The 16,395-nt window shown below is 35.1% G+C and carries 16 protein-coding genes; 13 read left to right on the forward strand and 3 right to left on the reverse strand.

The features are described from left to right. Positions 1-40: 40 nt before the first annotated feature. Genes HADU_RS13195 through HADU_RS13205 form a run of 3 tightly spaced genes read right to left on the reverse strand, consistent with a single transcriptional unit; the run spans position 41 to position 3,773 of the window. Positions 41-2,224, reverse strand: a complete 2,184-nt coding sequence (locus HADU_RS13195) for a polysaccharide biosynthesis tyrosine autokinase (protein WP_008307024.1) — start codon at positions 2,222-2,224, stop codon at positions 41-43. Between the two features lie 17 nt (positions 2,225-2,241). Beyond that, on the reverse strand, positions 2,242-2,670 hold the full coding sequence (locus HADU_RS13200) for a low molecular weight protein-tyrosine-phosphatase (RefSeq protein WP_004814137.1): 429 nt from the start codon (positions 2,668-2,670) through the stop codon (positions 2,242-2,244). Beyond that, positions 2,670-3,773, reverse strand: coding sequence for a polysaccharide biosynthesis/export family protein (locus tag HADU_RS13205; protein WP_004814139.1), 1,104 nt, complete (start codon positions 3,771-3,773; stop codon positions 2,670-2,672). The genes HADU_RS13200 and HADU_RS13205 overlap by 1 nt, the downstream gene beginning before the upstream one ends. A 356-nt stretch (positions 3,774-4,129) precedes the next feature. Here HADU_RS13205 and rfbB point away from each other — a divergent pair, with 356 nt between their 5' ends. From rfbB to HADU_RS13270, 13 genes are all read left to right on the forward strand, one after another. Further along, complete coding sequence (gene rfbB / locus HADU_RS13210; RefSeq protein WP_008307025.1) at positions 4,130-5,188, forward strand: dTDP-glucose 4,6-dehydratase; 1,059 nt, start codon at positions 4,130-4,132, stop codon at positions 5,186-5,188. Then, complete coding sequence (rfbA, locus tag HADU_RS13215; protein WP_008307026.1) at positions 5,188-6,072, forward strand: glucose-1-phosphate thymidylyltransferase RfbA; 885 nt, start codon at positions 5,188-5,190, stop codon at positions 6,070-6,072. Before rfbB ends, rfbA begins: the two co-directional genes overlap by 1 nt. Then, on the forward strand, positions 6,069-6,467 hold the full coding sequence (locus HADU_RS13220) for a sugar 3,4-ketoisomerase (RefSeq protein WP_008307028.1): 399 nt from the start codon (positions 6,069-6,071) through the stop codon (positions 6,465-6,467). Before rfbA ends, HADU_RS13220 begins: the two co-directional genes overlap by 4 nt. 4 nt (positions 6,468-6,471) lie before the next feature. Continuing rightward, positions 6,472-7,416: an ATP-grasp domain-containing protein gene (locus tag HADU_RS13225; RefSeq protein WP_008307030.1), complete on the forward strand. Its 945-nt coding sequence runs from the start codon at positions 6,472-6,474 to the stop codon at positions 7,414-7,416. Then, positions 7,416-8,051: an HAD family hydrolase gene (locus HADU_RS13230; RefSeq protein ID WP_008307032.1), complete on the forward strand. Its 636-nt coding sequence runs from the start codon at positions 7,416-7,418 to the stop codon at positions 8,049-8,051. The genes HADU_RS13225 and HADU_RS13230 overlap by 1 nt, the downstream gene beginning before the upstream one ends. Beyond that, positions 8,052-9,167: a DegT/DnrJ/EryC1/StrS family aminotransferase gene (locus HADU_RS13235; protein ID WP_008307034.1), complete on the forward strand. Its 1,116-nt coding sequence runs from the start codon at positions 8,052-8,054 to the stop codon at positions 9,165-9,167. Positions 9,168-9,172: 5 nt separating this feature from the next. Then, positions 9,173-10,429 carry an O-antigen translocase gene (locus tag HADU_RS13240; RefSeq protein ID WP_008307036.1) on the forward strand — a complete coding sequence of 419 codons (1,257 nt, stop codon included), beginning with the start codon at positions 9,173-9,175 and terminating at the stop codon, positions 10,427-10,429. Position 10,430: 1 nt separating this feature from the next. After that, positions 10,431-11,336 carry a glycosyltransferase gene (locus HADU_RS13245; RefSeq protein ID WP_081399014.1) on the forward strand — a complete coding sequence of 302 codons (906 nt, stop codon included), beginning with the start codon at positions 10,431-10,433 and terminating at the stop codon, positions 11,334-11,336. Between the two features lie 127 nt (positions 11,337-11,463). Next, positions 11,464-11,679 (forward strand): glycosyltransferase family 52, encoded by a 216-nt coding sequence (locus tag HADU_RS16115; RefSeq protein ID WP_008307041.1) that lies wholly within the window; start codon positions 11,464-11,466, stop codon positions 11,677-11,679. 274 nt (positions 11,680-11,953) lie between these two features. Next, entirely contained in the window at positions 11,954-13,042 is a 1,089-nt protein-coding gene (locus HADU_RS13255) for a glycosyltransferase (RefSeq protein ID WP_008307043.1), read from the forward strand. A gap of 36 nt (positions 13,043-13,078) precedes the next feature. Continuing rightward, positions 13,079-14,152 (forward strand): glycosyltransferase, encoded by a 1,074-nt coding sequence (locus HADU_RS13260; protein WP_008307044.1) that lies wholly within the window; start codon positions 13,079-13,081, stop codon positions 14,150-14,152. Then, positions 14,142-15,251 carry a hypothetical protein gene (locus tag HADU_RS13265; RefSeq protein ID WP_008307045.1) on the forward strand — a complete coding sequence of 370 codons (1,110 nt, stop codon included), beginning with the start codon at positions 14,142-14,144 and terminating at the stop codon, positions 15,249-15,251. The genes HADU_RS13260 and HADU_RS13265 overlap by 11 nt, the downstream gene beginning before the upstream one ends. Before the next feature lie 4 nt (positions 15,252-15,255). Beyond that, positions 15,256-16,395, forward strand: coding sequence for a glycosyltransferase family 4 protein (locus tag HADU_RS13270; protein ID WP_008307046.1), 1,140 nt, complete (start codon positions 15,256-15,258; stop codon positions 16,393-16,395).

Consider the following 16,395-nt stretch of genomic DNA (forward strand, 5'->3'; position numbering starts at 1 on the left):
CCTGCTTAAGGCAGGATGTGAAATCAAAGCTTACAATGAATTAGTCATTGTCTTTATTTGCAGTATATACATAAGCATAATTATAACCATAGCTACTTGCCACCCCTTTTTGTACATCATTCAGAATCACACCATTCACTTTGACTTTCGCCTGCTCAAAACGGTTGATGGTCAATTCAAGCTCTTTCATCTGAGTTTTGGCATGACGTACCACCAGCAGGTTCACACCAGCAGACTGTGCAATGATCACACCATCTGTGACTGCCAGGGCAGGCGGCGTATCAATCAGAATATGATCAAACTGAGCAGATAACTCGCTCAAAAGTGCCTGGAACTTTTGTGAACCTAATAACTCTGCAGGATTAGATGGGTTTTTACCCCGTGAAATAAAGTACAGACCCTCATAGCTGTCGGCCTTGATGACTTGCTCCAAAGTATGAGTACCCAGCAGAAGCTCAGACAGTCCTGGGGCTGTATCCTGATTAAAATACTTGTGTAAATAGCCGCGGCGCATATCACCATCCATCACCAGGACTTTTTTACCGCCCTGCGCCAGAATGGCACCCAGATTTGCTGCAATAAAAGATTTACCTACTTCTGGGGCCGGGCCAGAGATAGCAATAATATTATTTTTGGCTTCCGTCAGCGAGAAATGAATAGTCGTCCGGATACTGCGAATGCTTTCTACCGCAATATCGTCACTATCTTTAACTGCAAGAATAGGAATTGCTTTTTTCTTTTTCAGCAGCTTGGCACGGCTTTCTTGAACTGCTGAGCGCGGTACTGTGGCATACACAGGAATATCCAGTTCATTCTCAATCTGTGCTGCATCTTTAATACCACTGCGCATCATATTACGTAACAGTGCGATTAAGGTGCCGAGGAAGCCACCGAGGAAAATTGACAGAATCAGAATCTGCAGTTTTTTTGGCGCAATGGGCTTAAGTGGTTCAACAGCGGTATCGACAATACGCACATTACCGATTTCACCCGCTTTGGCAATTCTTAACTGCTGATAAGAGTTGAGCAGGGCCGTATATAGCTGCTGTTTGACTTCGACTTCGCGATACAGCTGTAAGTAACGGCGCTGTAAATCTGGTAGCTGTTTTAAGGTTCCATTCAGCTCGGCAATTCTGCTATTGATCGCAGCCAGTTGGGCTTCCATCTGCTGCATGACCGGATGTTCGCTGGTATACTTCGCTGAAGCCTCAGCAACTGACTGTTCCAGCTGGGCCTTTTGGGTTTCCAGTGCAATACTTTGAGTTAAATACAACTCGGATTCTTTGGTCACATCGACAGTATTGGACTGCTGACGGAACTGGTTAAATTCACGTTCCGCCACATCCAGCTGCTGACGCAGTTCAGGCAACTGATCTTCCAGAAACTTAAGCGTTTGAGCCGTTTCTGCTGAACGACGTTCCACGTTCTGCTGACTGTATGCTTGCAGAATGGCATTCAGTACCTGGGTAATATGTGCTTTATCTTGGCCTTCATAATTTAAGCCCAGAATCCCGGTCATTTTACCTTTTTCTGCGACCGAGTAATTGGCCAGTAAACGATTTGCTGCAGCAGGCAGAGACTGTTTACTGATGAGATAACGGTCCTGGAACTGGTCCTGGCTGAAAATCGCCACCTTCCAGGTTCCACTCGCATGAGTCGCCTGATTATTGCGGTTTAACAAACCAGAAAAAACCACTTGGCCTGTTCTTGGATCGATCAGACTAAACTGTTGTTCTTTAAATTGTAGTTCTAAAGTCTTGTCATAATAGGCCTGTGGAATATCAAACTGGCGGATATCAAACGCTTGATCACCATCTCTGAATAAAACCGATCGGGTTGAATATTCGGTCCGATAATCATGCGGATTCAGCAGGCGGTCAAGCAGGGAGTTCTTTGTTCCTGCAACTTGAATGTCTAGATTTAAGCGATCAATCACGTCACCCAAGACCAGACGTGATTTTAAAATCTCAATTTCGGCCTGAGCCGGTGATTTCTGCTCAATCATCTCGGACAAATCACCGAGTAAGGCTGCAGATGCCCCTTTATTTTCTTCGACCTGAACCAGTGCATCGACCTGATAGGTGTCTGGTGTGGTTCTTAAATAAAGTAAGGCACAGACCAAACTTAAAATGACACAGAGAGCAATCAGTTTCCACTGGGCAATTAAGGAGAAAAATAATTCCTTCAGGTCAATGGTATCTTCTGTATTGGTATTTTGGCTCATAGTCTTTTGTTCGAAAGTTAAATATATTTTTTCCAGTCTGCAATGCAGGCCTGAATCAGCTGGCAGGTTTCATCAAATACCGCCTGATCATGCTGGTAAGGATCGGCCACATTTTTACTTTGCCAGTGGCCGAGTCTAAAGGTTTTACCTTTGGCAAAGGGCCAGGTCTGTTCCACATGTTTTTGCTGATTCTGACTCATCACTAAAATCAGGTCGGCTTTCTTGACCAGCTCGGCATTCAGCTTTCGGGCCACATGCGGGCTCATATCAATCCCTAAACGCTGCATGCACAGGCTGGCTTTGTCATCGGCTGCATGACCGACCAGCCCGGAAATACCGGCAGATTCAATTTGTAAATGCGGAAATTCCTGTTTTAAAAAGTATTCCGCCATGGGGCTACGGCAAATATTGCCAATACAGACCACCAGAATATTGTTAATTTTCATTATTTACCCAAATTATCTAGTTGATAAACAACGCTAGAGAAGGGAATAAGCTGATTCACCACACGTTGCCAGCGCGCAAGGCCCGATGCATCGACATAGACAATATCATTACTGCGCATTTTAAACTGATTGGCCAGACCAAAGTCGGCAATACTGCTTAAATCCAGATGATAGACTTCAGTTTGCGCACCACTTGGTTGACTGCGTAGCACATAAATTTTGCTACGGCTGGCCGACAGTGGATTGAGACCTTCGCTTTCGCCGAGTACATCACTCAGGCTCATGCCCTGATCACGCAGTGGTAAAGACTGGTTTTTACCCGACTCACCCATGACATAGATTTTCTGGTTTTCGCGGCTGTTCACATATAGGGTGTCATTGGGTTGAATCAGCAGATTATGTAAAGAGAAACCAGCTTGTTCCAGTTCAATACTGTTTAAGTGATAGGTTTGTCCCTGACGTACCAAGGTAATGGAAGCATTGTTGCCTTGCTGGGCATTGACACCACCGGCCAGACCTAAAGCGGTATAGACACTGGTCGGTTGGTCACTTAAATAGAACTGGCCGCCTTTCATTACATTGCCCTGTACCGAGTAACGCTGCCCCTGATAAGACAGAACCCGCGCTACCACATCTGGCGTTTTTAAATAACGCGATAGCTGACTGCGCAGCTCACGATTCACCTGACTTAAAGATTTGCCTGCAGCTTTATAACGGCCAATAATCGGGAATTGAATATAGCCACTTTGGTCAATTTGATAACCATTCGCGCGTGCAGACTCATCACTACTCACACTCGTGGAAGCAGGTGTGATTTCAGGATAAGCCCATAAGTAGATCGACAGGATATCGCCTGGACTAAGGCTATAGTTACGGTGTGACTGGGTAAACAGGTGAGCATAATCTTGCTGAATATTTTGTACTGCCGGTTGCAAACCGAGTACAGTATCTTGAGTAAGCCGGACCACATTCACCGAAGTCCCCAAGTCTGTTTGATAGACACCTTCTGCCGGTAAGTTATAGGTCTGTAAGCCGGAGGTAACCGCACACCCGCTTGCTGTCACCAGAAAAGACAGTAGAATTATAGATTTAAATTGTCTCACACGTATTCCCGTTCTCGATTTTTCTAAAATCATAAAAAATAAAAAATAGTTTACCGAAGTTATTTTAAGGGTATATAACAAATTGTAAGTAGATTGCGAAAGTATACGCAAGCATGACCTGAAAATTGAGGCAAAAAGTATCTAAATTGTGAGACACCGCAAAATTAAAGAAAAAATATTTGCAAAAAACCGACACAAAAGGAAGTATTTTAGATTTTTTGGCTAAAAATCATAACAGAATATACATATAACTCTGTTATGATTCGAGCGGTTCAGTTTCTTCCCTATTTATTTAAATATTGGGAATTTTTTACTTTACAGTTTTTTATGGTAATCGTAAGAAGTAAAAGTCTACTATGAAAATTTTAATTACTGGCGGTGCGGGATTTATTGGTTCAGCTGTTATCCGTCATATTATTCAAAATACCAATAACCAAGTCCTGAATATAGATAAACTGACTTATGCAGGTAATCTAGAATCGTTAAAAGAAATTGATCAACACTCGAACTATGAGTTCAAACAAATTGATATTTGCGATACAGAGCAAATAACAGCTGCAATAGATGCATTTCAGCCTAATGCAATTATGCATTTAGCTGCGGAGTCACATGTAGACCGCTCAATTGATGGCCCGGCAGCATTTATTCAAACCAATATTGTGGGAACGTATACTTTATTAGAAGCTGCTCGAAAGTATTGGATGGGACTTGACGCCGAAGCTCAACAAAACTTTCGTTTTCATCATATTTCAACTGATGAAGTTTATGGTGATCTAGAAGGTACGACCGATTTATTTACTGAAACAACTTCATACGCGCCAAGCTCTCCATATTCTGCCTCTAAAGCCAGTTCAGATCATTTAGTCCGTGCTTGGCACAGAACTTATGGCCTACCTGTTATAGTCACCAACTGCTCAAATAATTATGGGCCGTATCACTTCCCAGAAAAGTTGATTCCATTAGTCATCTTAAATGCGTTAGATGCCAAACCTTTACCTGTATATGGGAATGGTCAGCAAATTCGGGATTGGTTATTTGTAGAAGATCATGCACGTGCTTTATATAAAGTAGTGACCGAAGGTGTAGTGGGTGAAACCTACAATATTGGTGGTCATAATGAAAAGCGGAATATAGAAGTGGTTAAAACCATTTGTAAAATTTTGGATGAATTAAAACCACAAACCAACGGTCAAGCGTATGAGTCACTGATTACATTTGTAAAAGACCGCCCTGGGCATGACTTACGCTATGCAATTGATGCCACAAAAATTCAAAATGAATTAGGTTGGACACCTTCGGAAACTTTTGAAACTGGAATTCGTAAAACGGTAGAGTGGTATTTAAATAATTTAGATTGGTGTCATCGAGTGCAAGATGGTAGTTACCAACGCGAAAGATTAGGTGTAAATTCATAATGTCAAATACAACAAAAGGTATTATTTTAGCTGGCGGTTCAGGTACACGTTTATATCCCATTACTAAGGGTGTATCTAAGCAATTATTGCCTATTTATGACAAGCCAATGGTGTATTACCCGCTTTCAGTGCTGATGCTTGCTGGTATTCGTGAAGTACTCATTATTAGTACTCCTGAAGATATTGATGGATTTAAGCGTTTATTGGGTGATGGTGCTCAATTTGGTATTCAGCTTGAATATGCCGTCCAACCTAGCCCTGATGGTTTGGCACAAGCATTTATTATTGGTGAAAACTTTATTGGGGACAGTAATGTTTGCTTAGTGCTTGGCGACAATATTTTTTATGGTCAAGGTTTTACCCCAATGTTACGTCAGGCTGTGTCACGTCAAAAAGGTGCGACGGTATTTGGCTATCAGGTGAAAGACCCTGAGCGTTTTGGCGTGGTTGAATTTGATGAGCAGAAACGTGCAATTTCTCTAGAAGAAAAACCTAAACAACCGAAGTCTCATTTTGCAGTCACTGGTTTGTATTTTTATGACAATGATGTAATTGAAATTGCGAAACAAGTGAAGCCATCTGAGCGTGGAGAATTAGAAATTACCACAGTTAATCAGATGTATTTAGAGCGCGGTGATCTAAATGTGGAATTGCTCGGACGTGGTTTTGCATGGTTAGATACAGGTACACATGCGAGCTTACTTGAGGCAGCCCAGTTTGTAGAGACTATTGAAAAACGTCAAGGCTATAAAGTGGCGTGTTTAGAAGAAATTGCCCTGAATAATGGCTGGCTGAGTAAAGAACAGGTTTTAGACATTGGTCAGAGCATGAGTAAAAATGACTATGGTCAATATCTAATTTCATTGGTGAATGAATTAATATGAGTTTAATAAAACTAATTGATTTGCCGAGTTTGGGAGATCAGCGAGGGGGATTGGTTGCAATAGAGTCTAATCAATCCATTCCTTTTGAGATTAAGCGTTTGTATTATATTTTTAATACAACCAATCAGTCTCGTGGTTTCCATGCTCACATTGACTTAAAACAAGTTGCTATATGTTTAAACGGAAGTTGTCGTTTTATTTTGGATGACGGAAATAGTAGAGAAGACGTTGTTTTAAATTCTCCGACTCAAGGTTTAATTATCGAGGGTTTAATATGGCGAGAAATGTATGATTTTTCTAAAGATTGTATTCTTCTTGTATTAGCGAGTGATCATTTTAATGAAGATGATTATATTCGCTGTTACGGTGACTTTTTAGAGAAGGCTAACGGTTAATTTTATGAATAATATATTGCTTGGTGCAGTTGGTACAGGTACTAATTTCGCTATGATTAGTAGACTAAAAGCATATTTTGGCGATCAAATAAATTTAGTAGGTATTGATATAAATTCGAAAGAACTAGTCACATCTTCTTTATTACTCGATCATTTCTATCAAGTTCCAAAATCAAATCATCCTGAATTTGAAGACTCTGTGAGAAAAATCATCAGATTGCATAACATAGATACTTTTATACCTGTTTTAAATGATGAAATTTTGCTTGCTTCTAAATTGAAAAAAGAATTTGTTAACTTAGATATGTGGGTAAATGAGAAATTTGCCGTTTGCATTGATAAAGATCAAGCTGATTATTTTTTAAATTCTAAGGGAATTAAAGTCCCTCAAAAATACGAAATTGAGAACTTACCCGAAATAAAAAAATTCTTCATTAAACCGAGAAAAGGTTTCGGAAGTATAGGTGCAAAAGCTACGAGTTACTCAGAATTCAATTTACTTAATTTGGAAGCAGAAGATTTTATTTTTCAAGAAATCTGTTCTGGGCCAGAAGTCACGGTCGACAGTTTTTACGATTTTGATAAGAAAATAGGTTATTCCTATTGTAGAGAAAGAATAGAAGTTAAATCAGGTGTTTGTACTAAAGCAAAATTATTTTTTGATGAAGTTTTAGATGGCATCGCCAAAAAAATTGGTGAAGCGTTGGAGCAAAAAGGCACTATTTGTTTCCAAGTAATGAAATCGGGGCCCAATTGGGTAGTTACAGACCTCAACTTAAGACATGGAGCAGGAACTGCACTCACTTGTGCAGCGGGTTATGATGTTTTATTAGCTGCATATGCATGCAGAAAAGGTTTGGATTATAATCTGTTTCTTAAACAGATGCCACATGGTCAAGAAATATATTTGACTAGACAGTATTCAGAATATGTGATGAAGATAATTTAATGCACGCTATAGCACTAGATTTTGATGGCACGTTAATCTCTCCTCGAAATAAGCATATACAATTGATGATCGCAATATGTAAAAGCCACGGAATATATTTAAGTAATGAGCAGATAAATTACTTGTGGGATGAAAAGCGTTCAGGTTCAAACAATGCCCATGCTTTGAGAAAACTCCATGTTGCTGAGGACATCTTAGTCAGAGTCTGTAGAACATGGGTGGAGTTAGTAGAGACTAAATATTGGTCTGATTATGATAAGCTTTACGAACAATCACTGGATTTTTTGCATAAATCCTCAAAAAATTATAACTTGTATTTGATTACTGCAAGGAGTAACCGTATTACTTTAGAGCAACAACTAAACCGGTTTGGTATTAATGGTTTTTTTCAGAATTACTATGTTGTTGATCCAAAATTTGCTTCAGAAGAAAAAAGTAAGATTTTAAAAAAACTTAAACCATCATTCTTTATCGGTGATACTGAGAGTGATTTTAAGGCAGCCTTATCTTCTGATGTTGAATTTATTGGTTTAGACACAGGTATGAGAGATGAGTTGTTCCTGAAAAAATGTGGTGTAGAAAATATTTTCTCTGATCTGAATACAGTATTTGAATATATAAAGGTTGTTAATTAAGTGATCAATTTTTTAGATTTAAAAAATATTAATCAACAATACAGAAATGAGTTGATTGAAGCCTGTACACGCGTTATTGATTCGGGTTGGTATATTGGTGGAAAAGAATTAGAAAAATTTGAACAAAATTTTGCACACTATTGCGGTACAAAATTTGCAATTGGCGTGGCTAATGGTCTGGATGCATTAATTTTAACTTTACGTGCTTGGAAAGAGCTTGGCAAACTTAAAGATGGAGATGAAGTTATTGTTCCATCTAATACGTATATTGCTAGCATTCTTGCCATTACAGCAAATAACTTGACGCCAGTTTTAGTTGAGCCAAATATTTCTACCTACAATATTGATCCTATAAAAATAAAAGAAGCAATAACGGCTAAAACCAAAGTGATTTTACCTGTCCATTTATATGGTCAATTGGCTGCAATGCCAGAAATTATGCAAATTGCTAAACAACACAATTTATTGGTTTTAGAAGACTCTGCACAAAGCCACGGGGCACAAATACAAGGTAAAAAAGCAGGAAACTGGGGCGATGCTTCAGGTTTTAGTTTTTATCCTGGAAAAAATTTAGGTGCATTAGGTGATGCAGGAGCAGTCACGACCAATGATGCAGAGTTAGCGACCATGTTAAAAGCGTTGCGTAACTATGGCTCGCATGAAAAGTATAAAAATTTAGTTCCAGGTGTAAATAGTCGATTAGATGAAATTCAGGCAGCAATGCTAGATGTCAAGCTCAATTACTTGGATCAAGAAACTCAGCATAGACGTCATATTGCGAACTTATATGTAAATGGAATCAAAAATCCTTTAATTCAGCTCCCATTGAATGGAATTAATGCTGAATCTTATGAGCAGCATGTTTGGCATTTATTTGTAATTCGTAGCAATCAGCGTGAAGCTTTACAACAGTATCTATTAAATCATGGTGTTCAAACATTAATCCATTATCCAATTCCACCACATAAACAACAAGCATATAAAGAATGGAATAATTTGAATTATCCAATTTCTGAACAGATACATAGAGAAGTATTGAGCTTACCAATGGGACCAACTCTGTCTGTAGCTGATGCTGAGAGAGTCATCACTTTATGTAATCAATTTCAAGATTAAAAGTAATGAATCTGCTAAAGACGAGCGCATTAAACGGGGTGGCTGTTTTAATTAAAACAGCCACAATGTTTATTTTGAATAAAATTTTAGCTGTATATGTTGGTCCTGCAGGCTATGCCGCAATTGGGCAGTTTCAAAACTTTATACAAATGGTCACAACTTTTGCAGGAAGCGCGATTAATACAGCAGTGATAAAATATACTGCTGAATATCATGAGAACGAGCATAAACAAATTTCGGTTTGGCGAGCAGCTGGCAGTTTAGTGCTTATTTTTAGTTTTATTTTTTCGTTCATTATTCTTATTTTCCAAAAACAATTGTCGTTGTATATTTTTCAGACTACAGCGTATCAGTCTGTTTTTGCGTGGTTTTCCGCTTTTTTGGTTTTATTTAATTTAAATGCGCTCTTTTTAGCTATTTTAAATGGCAAGAAGGAGGTTTTAAAACTAGTTGTTGCAAATATTGCTGGAAGCATACTTTCTTTATTAGTAACAGGGTTTTTAGCTGTTCAATATCATTTGTATGGTGCTTTAATCGCGTTATCAATTTATCAATCTATTGCTTTTTTTGTAACGTTATTTTTATGTTATAAAGTCAATTGGTTCAAAATTTCATATTTATTTGGACGAATTGAGCCACAAATTGCTAAAAATTTTGCGGCTTTTGCGCTTATGGCACTAGTGAGTGCAATTTGTGTGCCTTTGTCACAAATGGTAATCCGTTCTTATTTGTCACAAGAGTTTGGTTTAAATTACGCAGGTTATTGGGAAGCGATGATTCGCTTAAGTGCAGCATATTTGATGTTGGTCACGACAACATTAGGCGTTTATTACTTACCTAGACTAGCTGAATTGACGCATTTAGATGAAATTAAGAAAGAAGTATATTTAGCTTATAAGTTTATCTTCCCTTTAGCTTTAGTTGGTGGGTTGGTGGTCTATATTTTACGTGACTGGATTATTACCCTGTTATTTAGTCATGAATTTATGCCAATGCGTAATTTATTTTTATGGCAAATGATAGGTGATTCGCTTAAAATTGGAAGCTGGATATTGGCTTATTTGATGCTAAGTAAGGCGATGACAAAGTTGTTTGTCACCACAGAAATATTATTTGCTTTATCTTCTATGGGATTGACCTATGTATGTAGTAAGCTTTTCGGTTTTGAAGGTGTTTCGATTGCTCATTTAGTAAATTATGCTTTGTATTGGCTGGTAATGGGCTATTTTATATTTGGGACTTTAGAGAGACAAAGAGGTTAAATTGAATCAGAGTAATCAGCCATTGGTTTCAGTAGTTATTCCTTGTTATAACCATGAAAACTTTGTGCAAGAATGCATTCAAAGTGTTATTGAACAAACTTATCAAAATATTGAATTAATTATTATAGATGATGGTTCGAAAGATAATTCGGTAGCGAAAATTCAGGAAATGATATCTGCTTGCAAAGAAAGATTTACAAGATTTGAATTCCGCACTCGTGCTAATAAAGGACTAAGTGCGACTCTTAATGAAGCGTTAGGATGGTGTCAAGGATCGTATTATTCAGCAATTGCATCGGATGATATTTTATTAACAAGTAAAATAGGTATACAAGTAGAATATTTGGAAAGCCCTAGCAATGTAAAGTGTGCAGGCGTATTTGGTAATGTTATTTATATAGACAATAAATCACATCACCTTAGAGAATCTAGACTTTTATTTAAACGTAATAAATTTAAAGATATCTTTCTTCAGGATTATACTATTCTTGCTCCAACTCAACTTCTGAGATTAAATTTAATTAGGAAAGTTGGTTATTACGATGAAGATGTAAAAATAGAAGATTATTATATGTGGCTTAAACTCACTTTCTCAAATGAGTTTTATTTAGATAGTTTAGAAGATTGTTTCGTTAAGTATAGAGATCATGAGACTAATTCAAGTAAAAATTTCTACTTGATGCATAATGAAAGATTAAAGGTATTACGAAGTTACATGGAATTGGATAATTATAACGAATCAGTTTCATTAAGTTATCTAATGTATGCACATGATGTATTGAGAGAAAATAAAGTTCGTTCTTTAAAAGCCTTTCAGGTTAGTTTGATGAATTATAAGAGAATACTTTTTAGCAAATCTGCACAGATATATTTTGCAAGGTTATTATATAGATTGGTTATTCCTTAGAGGCTGGTTAAAGAAATTAAATTTATTGGATATGAGATAGTTTAAAAAAACGCATGAAAAACCTAAGCTTATCTATCCTAGTAAACTTCATATAAAAGTTATCCGCATAAAATTACTGAGCAAAAAGTTGATTGAAGAAGAAGTCACAGATGTTACTCTTCAAATGTATGACTTAAATAACAATTATAATAAAGATTATATTGTTGCTATTTTGAAAAAGTTTAACATTGATGTGTATTTTCCGCATCTTAGAGAGAACTACAATCTAGACAAGGAAGTGGAAATCATAAATAGTGACTACGTCTTTGAGGATTATGTTGTTAACCTTTTTTTTGGAGTATGAAAAAATTAACATATACACTTTTTTTAGCACGGCAGCAATAAATAGACTTCTTGCGTTAGTCAAAATTTAAACAGCCTAAAGCTACATTTTATAAGGTTTTAGCCAGTTCAAAAATTAGGTAAACGATACTTTCGCAAGAGGTCTAATGTAGATGAAACTCCTAATGTTAAAATTTATTGTTTAATAAATGATTTTTTAAAAGAGAATTAAAGTGGTTTATATGAGCTATTTGATTTCAATTCTAAGTTAAATTTAATAAGTGTAGAGTAGTTTTATGAAGCTGGTATTTGTCTTAAATCAAATGTATAAAGCTGGTGGCATTGAGAGAACAATTTATCATAGATTAATTGAATTAAGTAAATCTTATGAAATTTACTTAATTACTTTAGAAAATGGAGATAATCCATTCTATTATGGTGATCTAGAAGGTGTTAATCATATTGATCTTAATTTATCGTTTGAGAGAAAAGAAGATAATAGTTTGAAATTAAATCTTAAGAATATTCTTAAGACAATTTTCTTTATTATTAAGATGCAATTTTTTTTACGTAAAATTAAACCTGAATTTACAATTAATGTAATAGGTACACATAGCTTCTATCTATTATCGTTCTTATTTTTTACTGGAAACCTAGTTTTAGAGCATCATGCAAGTTTACACCAATCACCGCCTAATAGATTAAAAAGATACATTATGAGAAGATTTGATAAACATATCTTCTTAACGGAAGAAGAGCTGAAACTAGCAAGCTTTATAAAGTATAAAATTGTTATTCCAAACCCTATTCAAAATTATGCAATTAATTCCATAGAATATTTTTCAAAAAAAAATCGTATTGTTGCTGCTGGTAGAATTGTACATGTTAAGGGATTCGACCGATTAATAAAAATATGGAGTAATATTCATAAAAAATTTCCTGAGTGGACAGTAGAAATTTATGGAGAGCCTGATGTAAATGTATTACATCAGCTTAATAGTTTAATTGTTAAAAATCATGTGCAAGATACTTTTTTTATTAAACCTGCAACTTCTGATATTTTAGAAATATTAAATAACTCTAAGATTTATGCAATGACTTCACATTTTGAATGTTTTCCAATGGTGCTTCTTGAGGCGATGTCTGTAGGATCATTAGTTATAGCTTTTGACTGTCCAACAGGACCTAGAAATATTATTGATAATAATTGTGGATATTTAATTGAAAATGACAATATAGAATTATTTTCCAATTTTTTAGAAAAAGCAATCTTAGAGGAAAATAGGTCTAGGGATTTAGCATTAAATGCTTATGAAAAAAGTGAAAATTTTTTCATAAGTAATATCATAGAAAAATGGAAAATTTTTTTTTCTAAAGACAGTTGAAATTATTTCAAGGTATTTTAATGAAAATTTTTATATGTGATTACTGGACTGGGTCAAGGTGGCGCAGAGCGAGTTGTTTGTGATTTGGCAGACAAAATGCATGAAAAAGGGAATGATGTTAAAATTGCTTATCTAACTGGAGATATTTTAACAAAGCCTCGTTACCAAGAAATTGAATTAATTAAAATTAATTTAAATAGTTTGCTGTTATTTCCTCTTGCTTATACTAAACTTTCTAAAATAATTAAAAATTTTGAACCGGATGTTGTTCATTCACATATGGTACATGCTAATATTTTTACGCGCCTCGTTCGAATCACTACCCCTATAAAGAAACTTATTTGTACTGCGCATAGTAGTGATGAAGGTGGGGGATCGAGAATGCTTGCGTACAGATTTACACATAATCTAGCTGATTTAACTACTAATGTTAGTAACGAAGCAGTACAGGCATTTATCGAAAAAAAAGCGGTGCCAGACTCGGATATCATCACAACATATAATGGAATAGATCTGAGTAGGTTTTTTTATAACTCAGAAGCCAAAAATAAAATTCTGAATGAACTTAATATAAATAAAAACTCTTATTTGATTCTAGCAGTAGGACGTTTTAGTGAGGCGAAGGATTACCCAAATTTATTCCATGCTTTTAAAACTTTAAAAAATAAGAGTATTAGAGATATTAAATTGATTATTGCCGGGGATGGGGAACTACGTTCAGAAATTGAAATAATTATTGATGAGTTGGATTTAAAGCAAGATATTTATTTATTAGGAAGACGCAGTGATATCCCAGATTTAATGAGTGCTGCAGATTTATTTGTATTATCATCTAAGTATGAAGGATTTGGTTTGGTTGTTGCTGAGGCCATGGCATGTAAGACTTTAGTTGTTGCTACAGATTGTGGAGGGGTTGCTGAAGTTTTAAATAATAATCAATTCTTAGTACCCTCATCAAATTTAAATATATTAGCAGAAAAAATGTATTATGCCTTAAGCCTCTCTCAAGAAGAAAAAAATAAAAATATTATAAAAAATTTATGTCATATAGAGAAAAATTTTTCATTAGAAAAAATAGTTGAAAAATGGGTATATCTATATGATAAATAATATTTTAAAAAGAATATCAAATAAAGCTTTATTTTCCTGTATTGTTTGCTTGGTTTTTTTAAAGCTTTGTTTTTATTTCTTAATAAAAAATAAATTTATATCTCTTGGTTTGGGTGGTGGTAACGACTCAGATTATTATGATGCCTATGCTTTGGGCTATGATGACTTTGCTGTAAATATTTGGCCTGTCATTTTAAGGTTTTTTAATGACTTAGGCTTGTATTCTCGAGAGGGAATGTCTTATTTATTTTTATTTTTAAACTTATTTATAATTCCTATTTTAGTGGCTAAGTTGTCTGGACTCAATTTTAAAAAAGATCAGAAATATTATTTATACAGCTTTTTACTGTGTCTTATCTATCCTACACTTTTTTTCTATACATTCGATATTTATCGTGACGTATTTATGGTGTTCTCTTTTTTGGTAGGTTGCTTAATTGTTAAAAATTCTTTAAATAGTAATAACCTTATTGTTTTTTCATTTTTTTATATATTAGCAATTTTAATAGGATTGTTTTTGTTGGCTTTGCGCCCTTATTTAGGTTACGCATTTTTACTGGCTTTATTTTTATGGAAAATTAAGCTGACAAAAAAACGTATTTTTTTATTTGCTATTTTATATTTTTTTGCATTGTTTGTAGCAAACTATCTTGGTTTGTTTGAACGTATTACGGATTACCGTGAAATATTTGAAGAAGATATGCAGGGTGGGAGTAACTTAGGGTTGGATTTCTCTAATCCTGTGTTGTTCATTCCTAACTTTGTTTTAAGTACTTTAGGTCAACTTTTTGGATTATATTTAGTTAATCCTTTTGCTGTTTTATTGTTTGTAATTGAAACATTACCTGCTTTATTTATGATGACCTATATATTAAAAAATATTAATTATGCAGATAGTTTTATACGCTTTTTAATCATTTTTTTTGTTTTATATGCGAGTGTATGGTTAATTGGAAATGATAATCTCGGAACGGCTGTTCGTTTGAGGTTATATAATTATTTAGTTATTTATATATGTTTTTTCTATATTCTACGACTTAAATTATCGTTTAGAGGATTTTCCGATAACATAGTGTCATCTAATACTAAGCAGGGTTAATATAATGAAAAGACTAATTATGATTGGCACTACTGCTGCATGTTTTTACGGTTTTCGGGCTCATCTTATTAAAGAATTAGTTGAAAAAAATGTAAAAGTATATGCCTTTACTACAGATCATCAGGTTTCCGAGTTAGAGAAAATAGAAAAGCTAGGTGCTATACCTGTAGTTTATTCACTTAGCCGTAGTAGCCTAAACCCTTTATCAGATTTATACGCTACGTATAAACTATATAAACAAATTAAAGAGTTAGAGCCAGATTTAGTATTCTCATATTTTACTAAACCTGTGATTTATGGTTCTTTAGCTGCAAAGCTTTCTAAAGTAAAAAAAATTACTGCTATGCTAGAAGGACTAGGCTCACCATTTACTGTTCACCGGCATGGACAAAGTTTAAAAATTAAACTTATTCGATTTATACAAGTTTCTTTATATAGGATTGTTTTTCCTTTTATTGACAAGATTGTTTTTTTGAATAAGGATGATCCAGTTGATCTTATTGAAAATAATAAAATTAAGCATAAAGCAAACTCTTCTGTTGTGTTAGGACCTATAGGGCTAAACTTAAAGGATTACTCTTATACTCCTTGGAATATATCGAATGAAATTTCTTTTATTTTTATAGCAAGGCTCTTAGCAGAAAAAGGAATTTTCGAATATGTGGAAGCAGCTAAAATAGTCAAAAAGAAATATCCGCATATTATTTTTAGAGTAATAGGAGGGCTTGATTTAGAAAATCCTTACGGCTTAACTCAAAATCAATTAGATGAATTAATTGAGAGTAACACGATTGAATATTCAGGTTTTGTTACAAATGTGGATGACTACATAAAAAAAAGTGCAGTGTTTGTTTTACCTTCTTATTATCGCGAAGGTGTCCCGAGAAGCACACAAGAAGCAATGGCAATAGGACGCCCAGTCATTACAACAGATGTCCCTGGTTGCCGAGATACGGTTATAGACGGTGTAAATGGTTTTTTAGTGCCCAAATGGAACCCACAAGCATTGGCAGAAAAAATGATTTATTTCATTGAGCACCCAGAGCAAGTTCGTATGATGGGTGATCAAAGCCATAAAATTGCGATTGAAAAGTTTGATGCAGAAAAAGTAAACCAGCGCTTATTAGAAATATTGGGAATTTAA

Source organism: Acinetobacter sp. HA (assembly GCF_000264725.1).
Classification (GTDB): Bacteria; Pseudomonadota; Gammaproteobacteria; order Pseudomonadales; family Moraxellaceae; genus Acinetobacter; species Acinetobacter schindleri.

Excerpts from the sequence above, each read along its gene's own strand:
- HADU_RS13195 (WP_008307024.1), bottom strand. The coding sequence starts at position 2,224 with ATGAGCCAAAATACCAATACAGAAGATACCATTGACCTGAAGGAATTA.
- HADU_RS13200 (WP_004814137.1), bottom strand. The coding sequence starts at position 2,670 with ATGAAAATTAACAATATTCTGGTGGTCTGTATTGGCAATATTTGCCGT.
- rfbB (WP_008307025.1), top strand. The coding sequence starts at position 4,130 with ATGAAAATTTTAATTACTGGCGGTGCGGGATTTATTGGTTCAGCTGTT.
- rfbA (WP_008307026.1), top strand. The coding sequence starts at position 5,188 with ATGTCAAATACAACAAAAGGTATTATTTTAGCTGGCGGTTCAGGTACA.
- HADU_RS13220 (WP_008307028.1), top strand. The coding sequence starts at position 6,069 with ATGAGTTTAATAAAACTAATTGATTTGCCGAGTTTGGGAGATCAGCGA.
- HADU_RS13225 (WP_008307030.1), top strand. The coding sequence starts at position 6,472 with ATGAATAATATATTGCTTGGTGCAGTTGGTACAGGTACTAATTTCGCT.
- HADU_RS13230 (WP_008307032.1), top strand. The coding sequence starts at position 7,416 with ATGCACGCTATAGCACTAGATTTTGATGGCACGTTAATCTCTCCTCGA.
- HADU_RS13240 (WP_008307036.1), top strand. The coding sequence starts at position 9,173 with ATGAATCTGCTAAAGACGAGCGCATTAAACGGGGTGGCTGTTTTAATT.
- HADU_RS13255 (WP_008307043.1), top strand. The coding sequence starts at position 11,954 with ATGAAGCTGGTATTTGTCTTAAATCAAATGTATAAAGCTGGTGGCATT.
- HADU_RS13265 (WP_008307045.1), top strand. The coding sequence starts at position 14,142 with ATGATAAATAATATTTTAAAAAGAATATCAAATAAAGCTTTATTTTCC.
- HADU_RS13270 (WP_008307046.1), top strand. The coding sequence starts at position 15,256 with ATGAAAAGACTAATTATGATTGGCACTACTGCTGCATGTTTTTACGGT.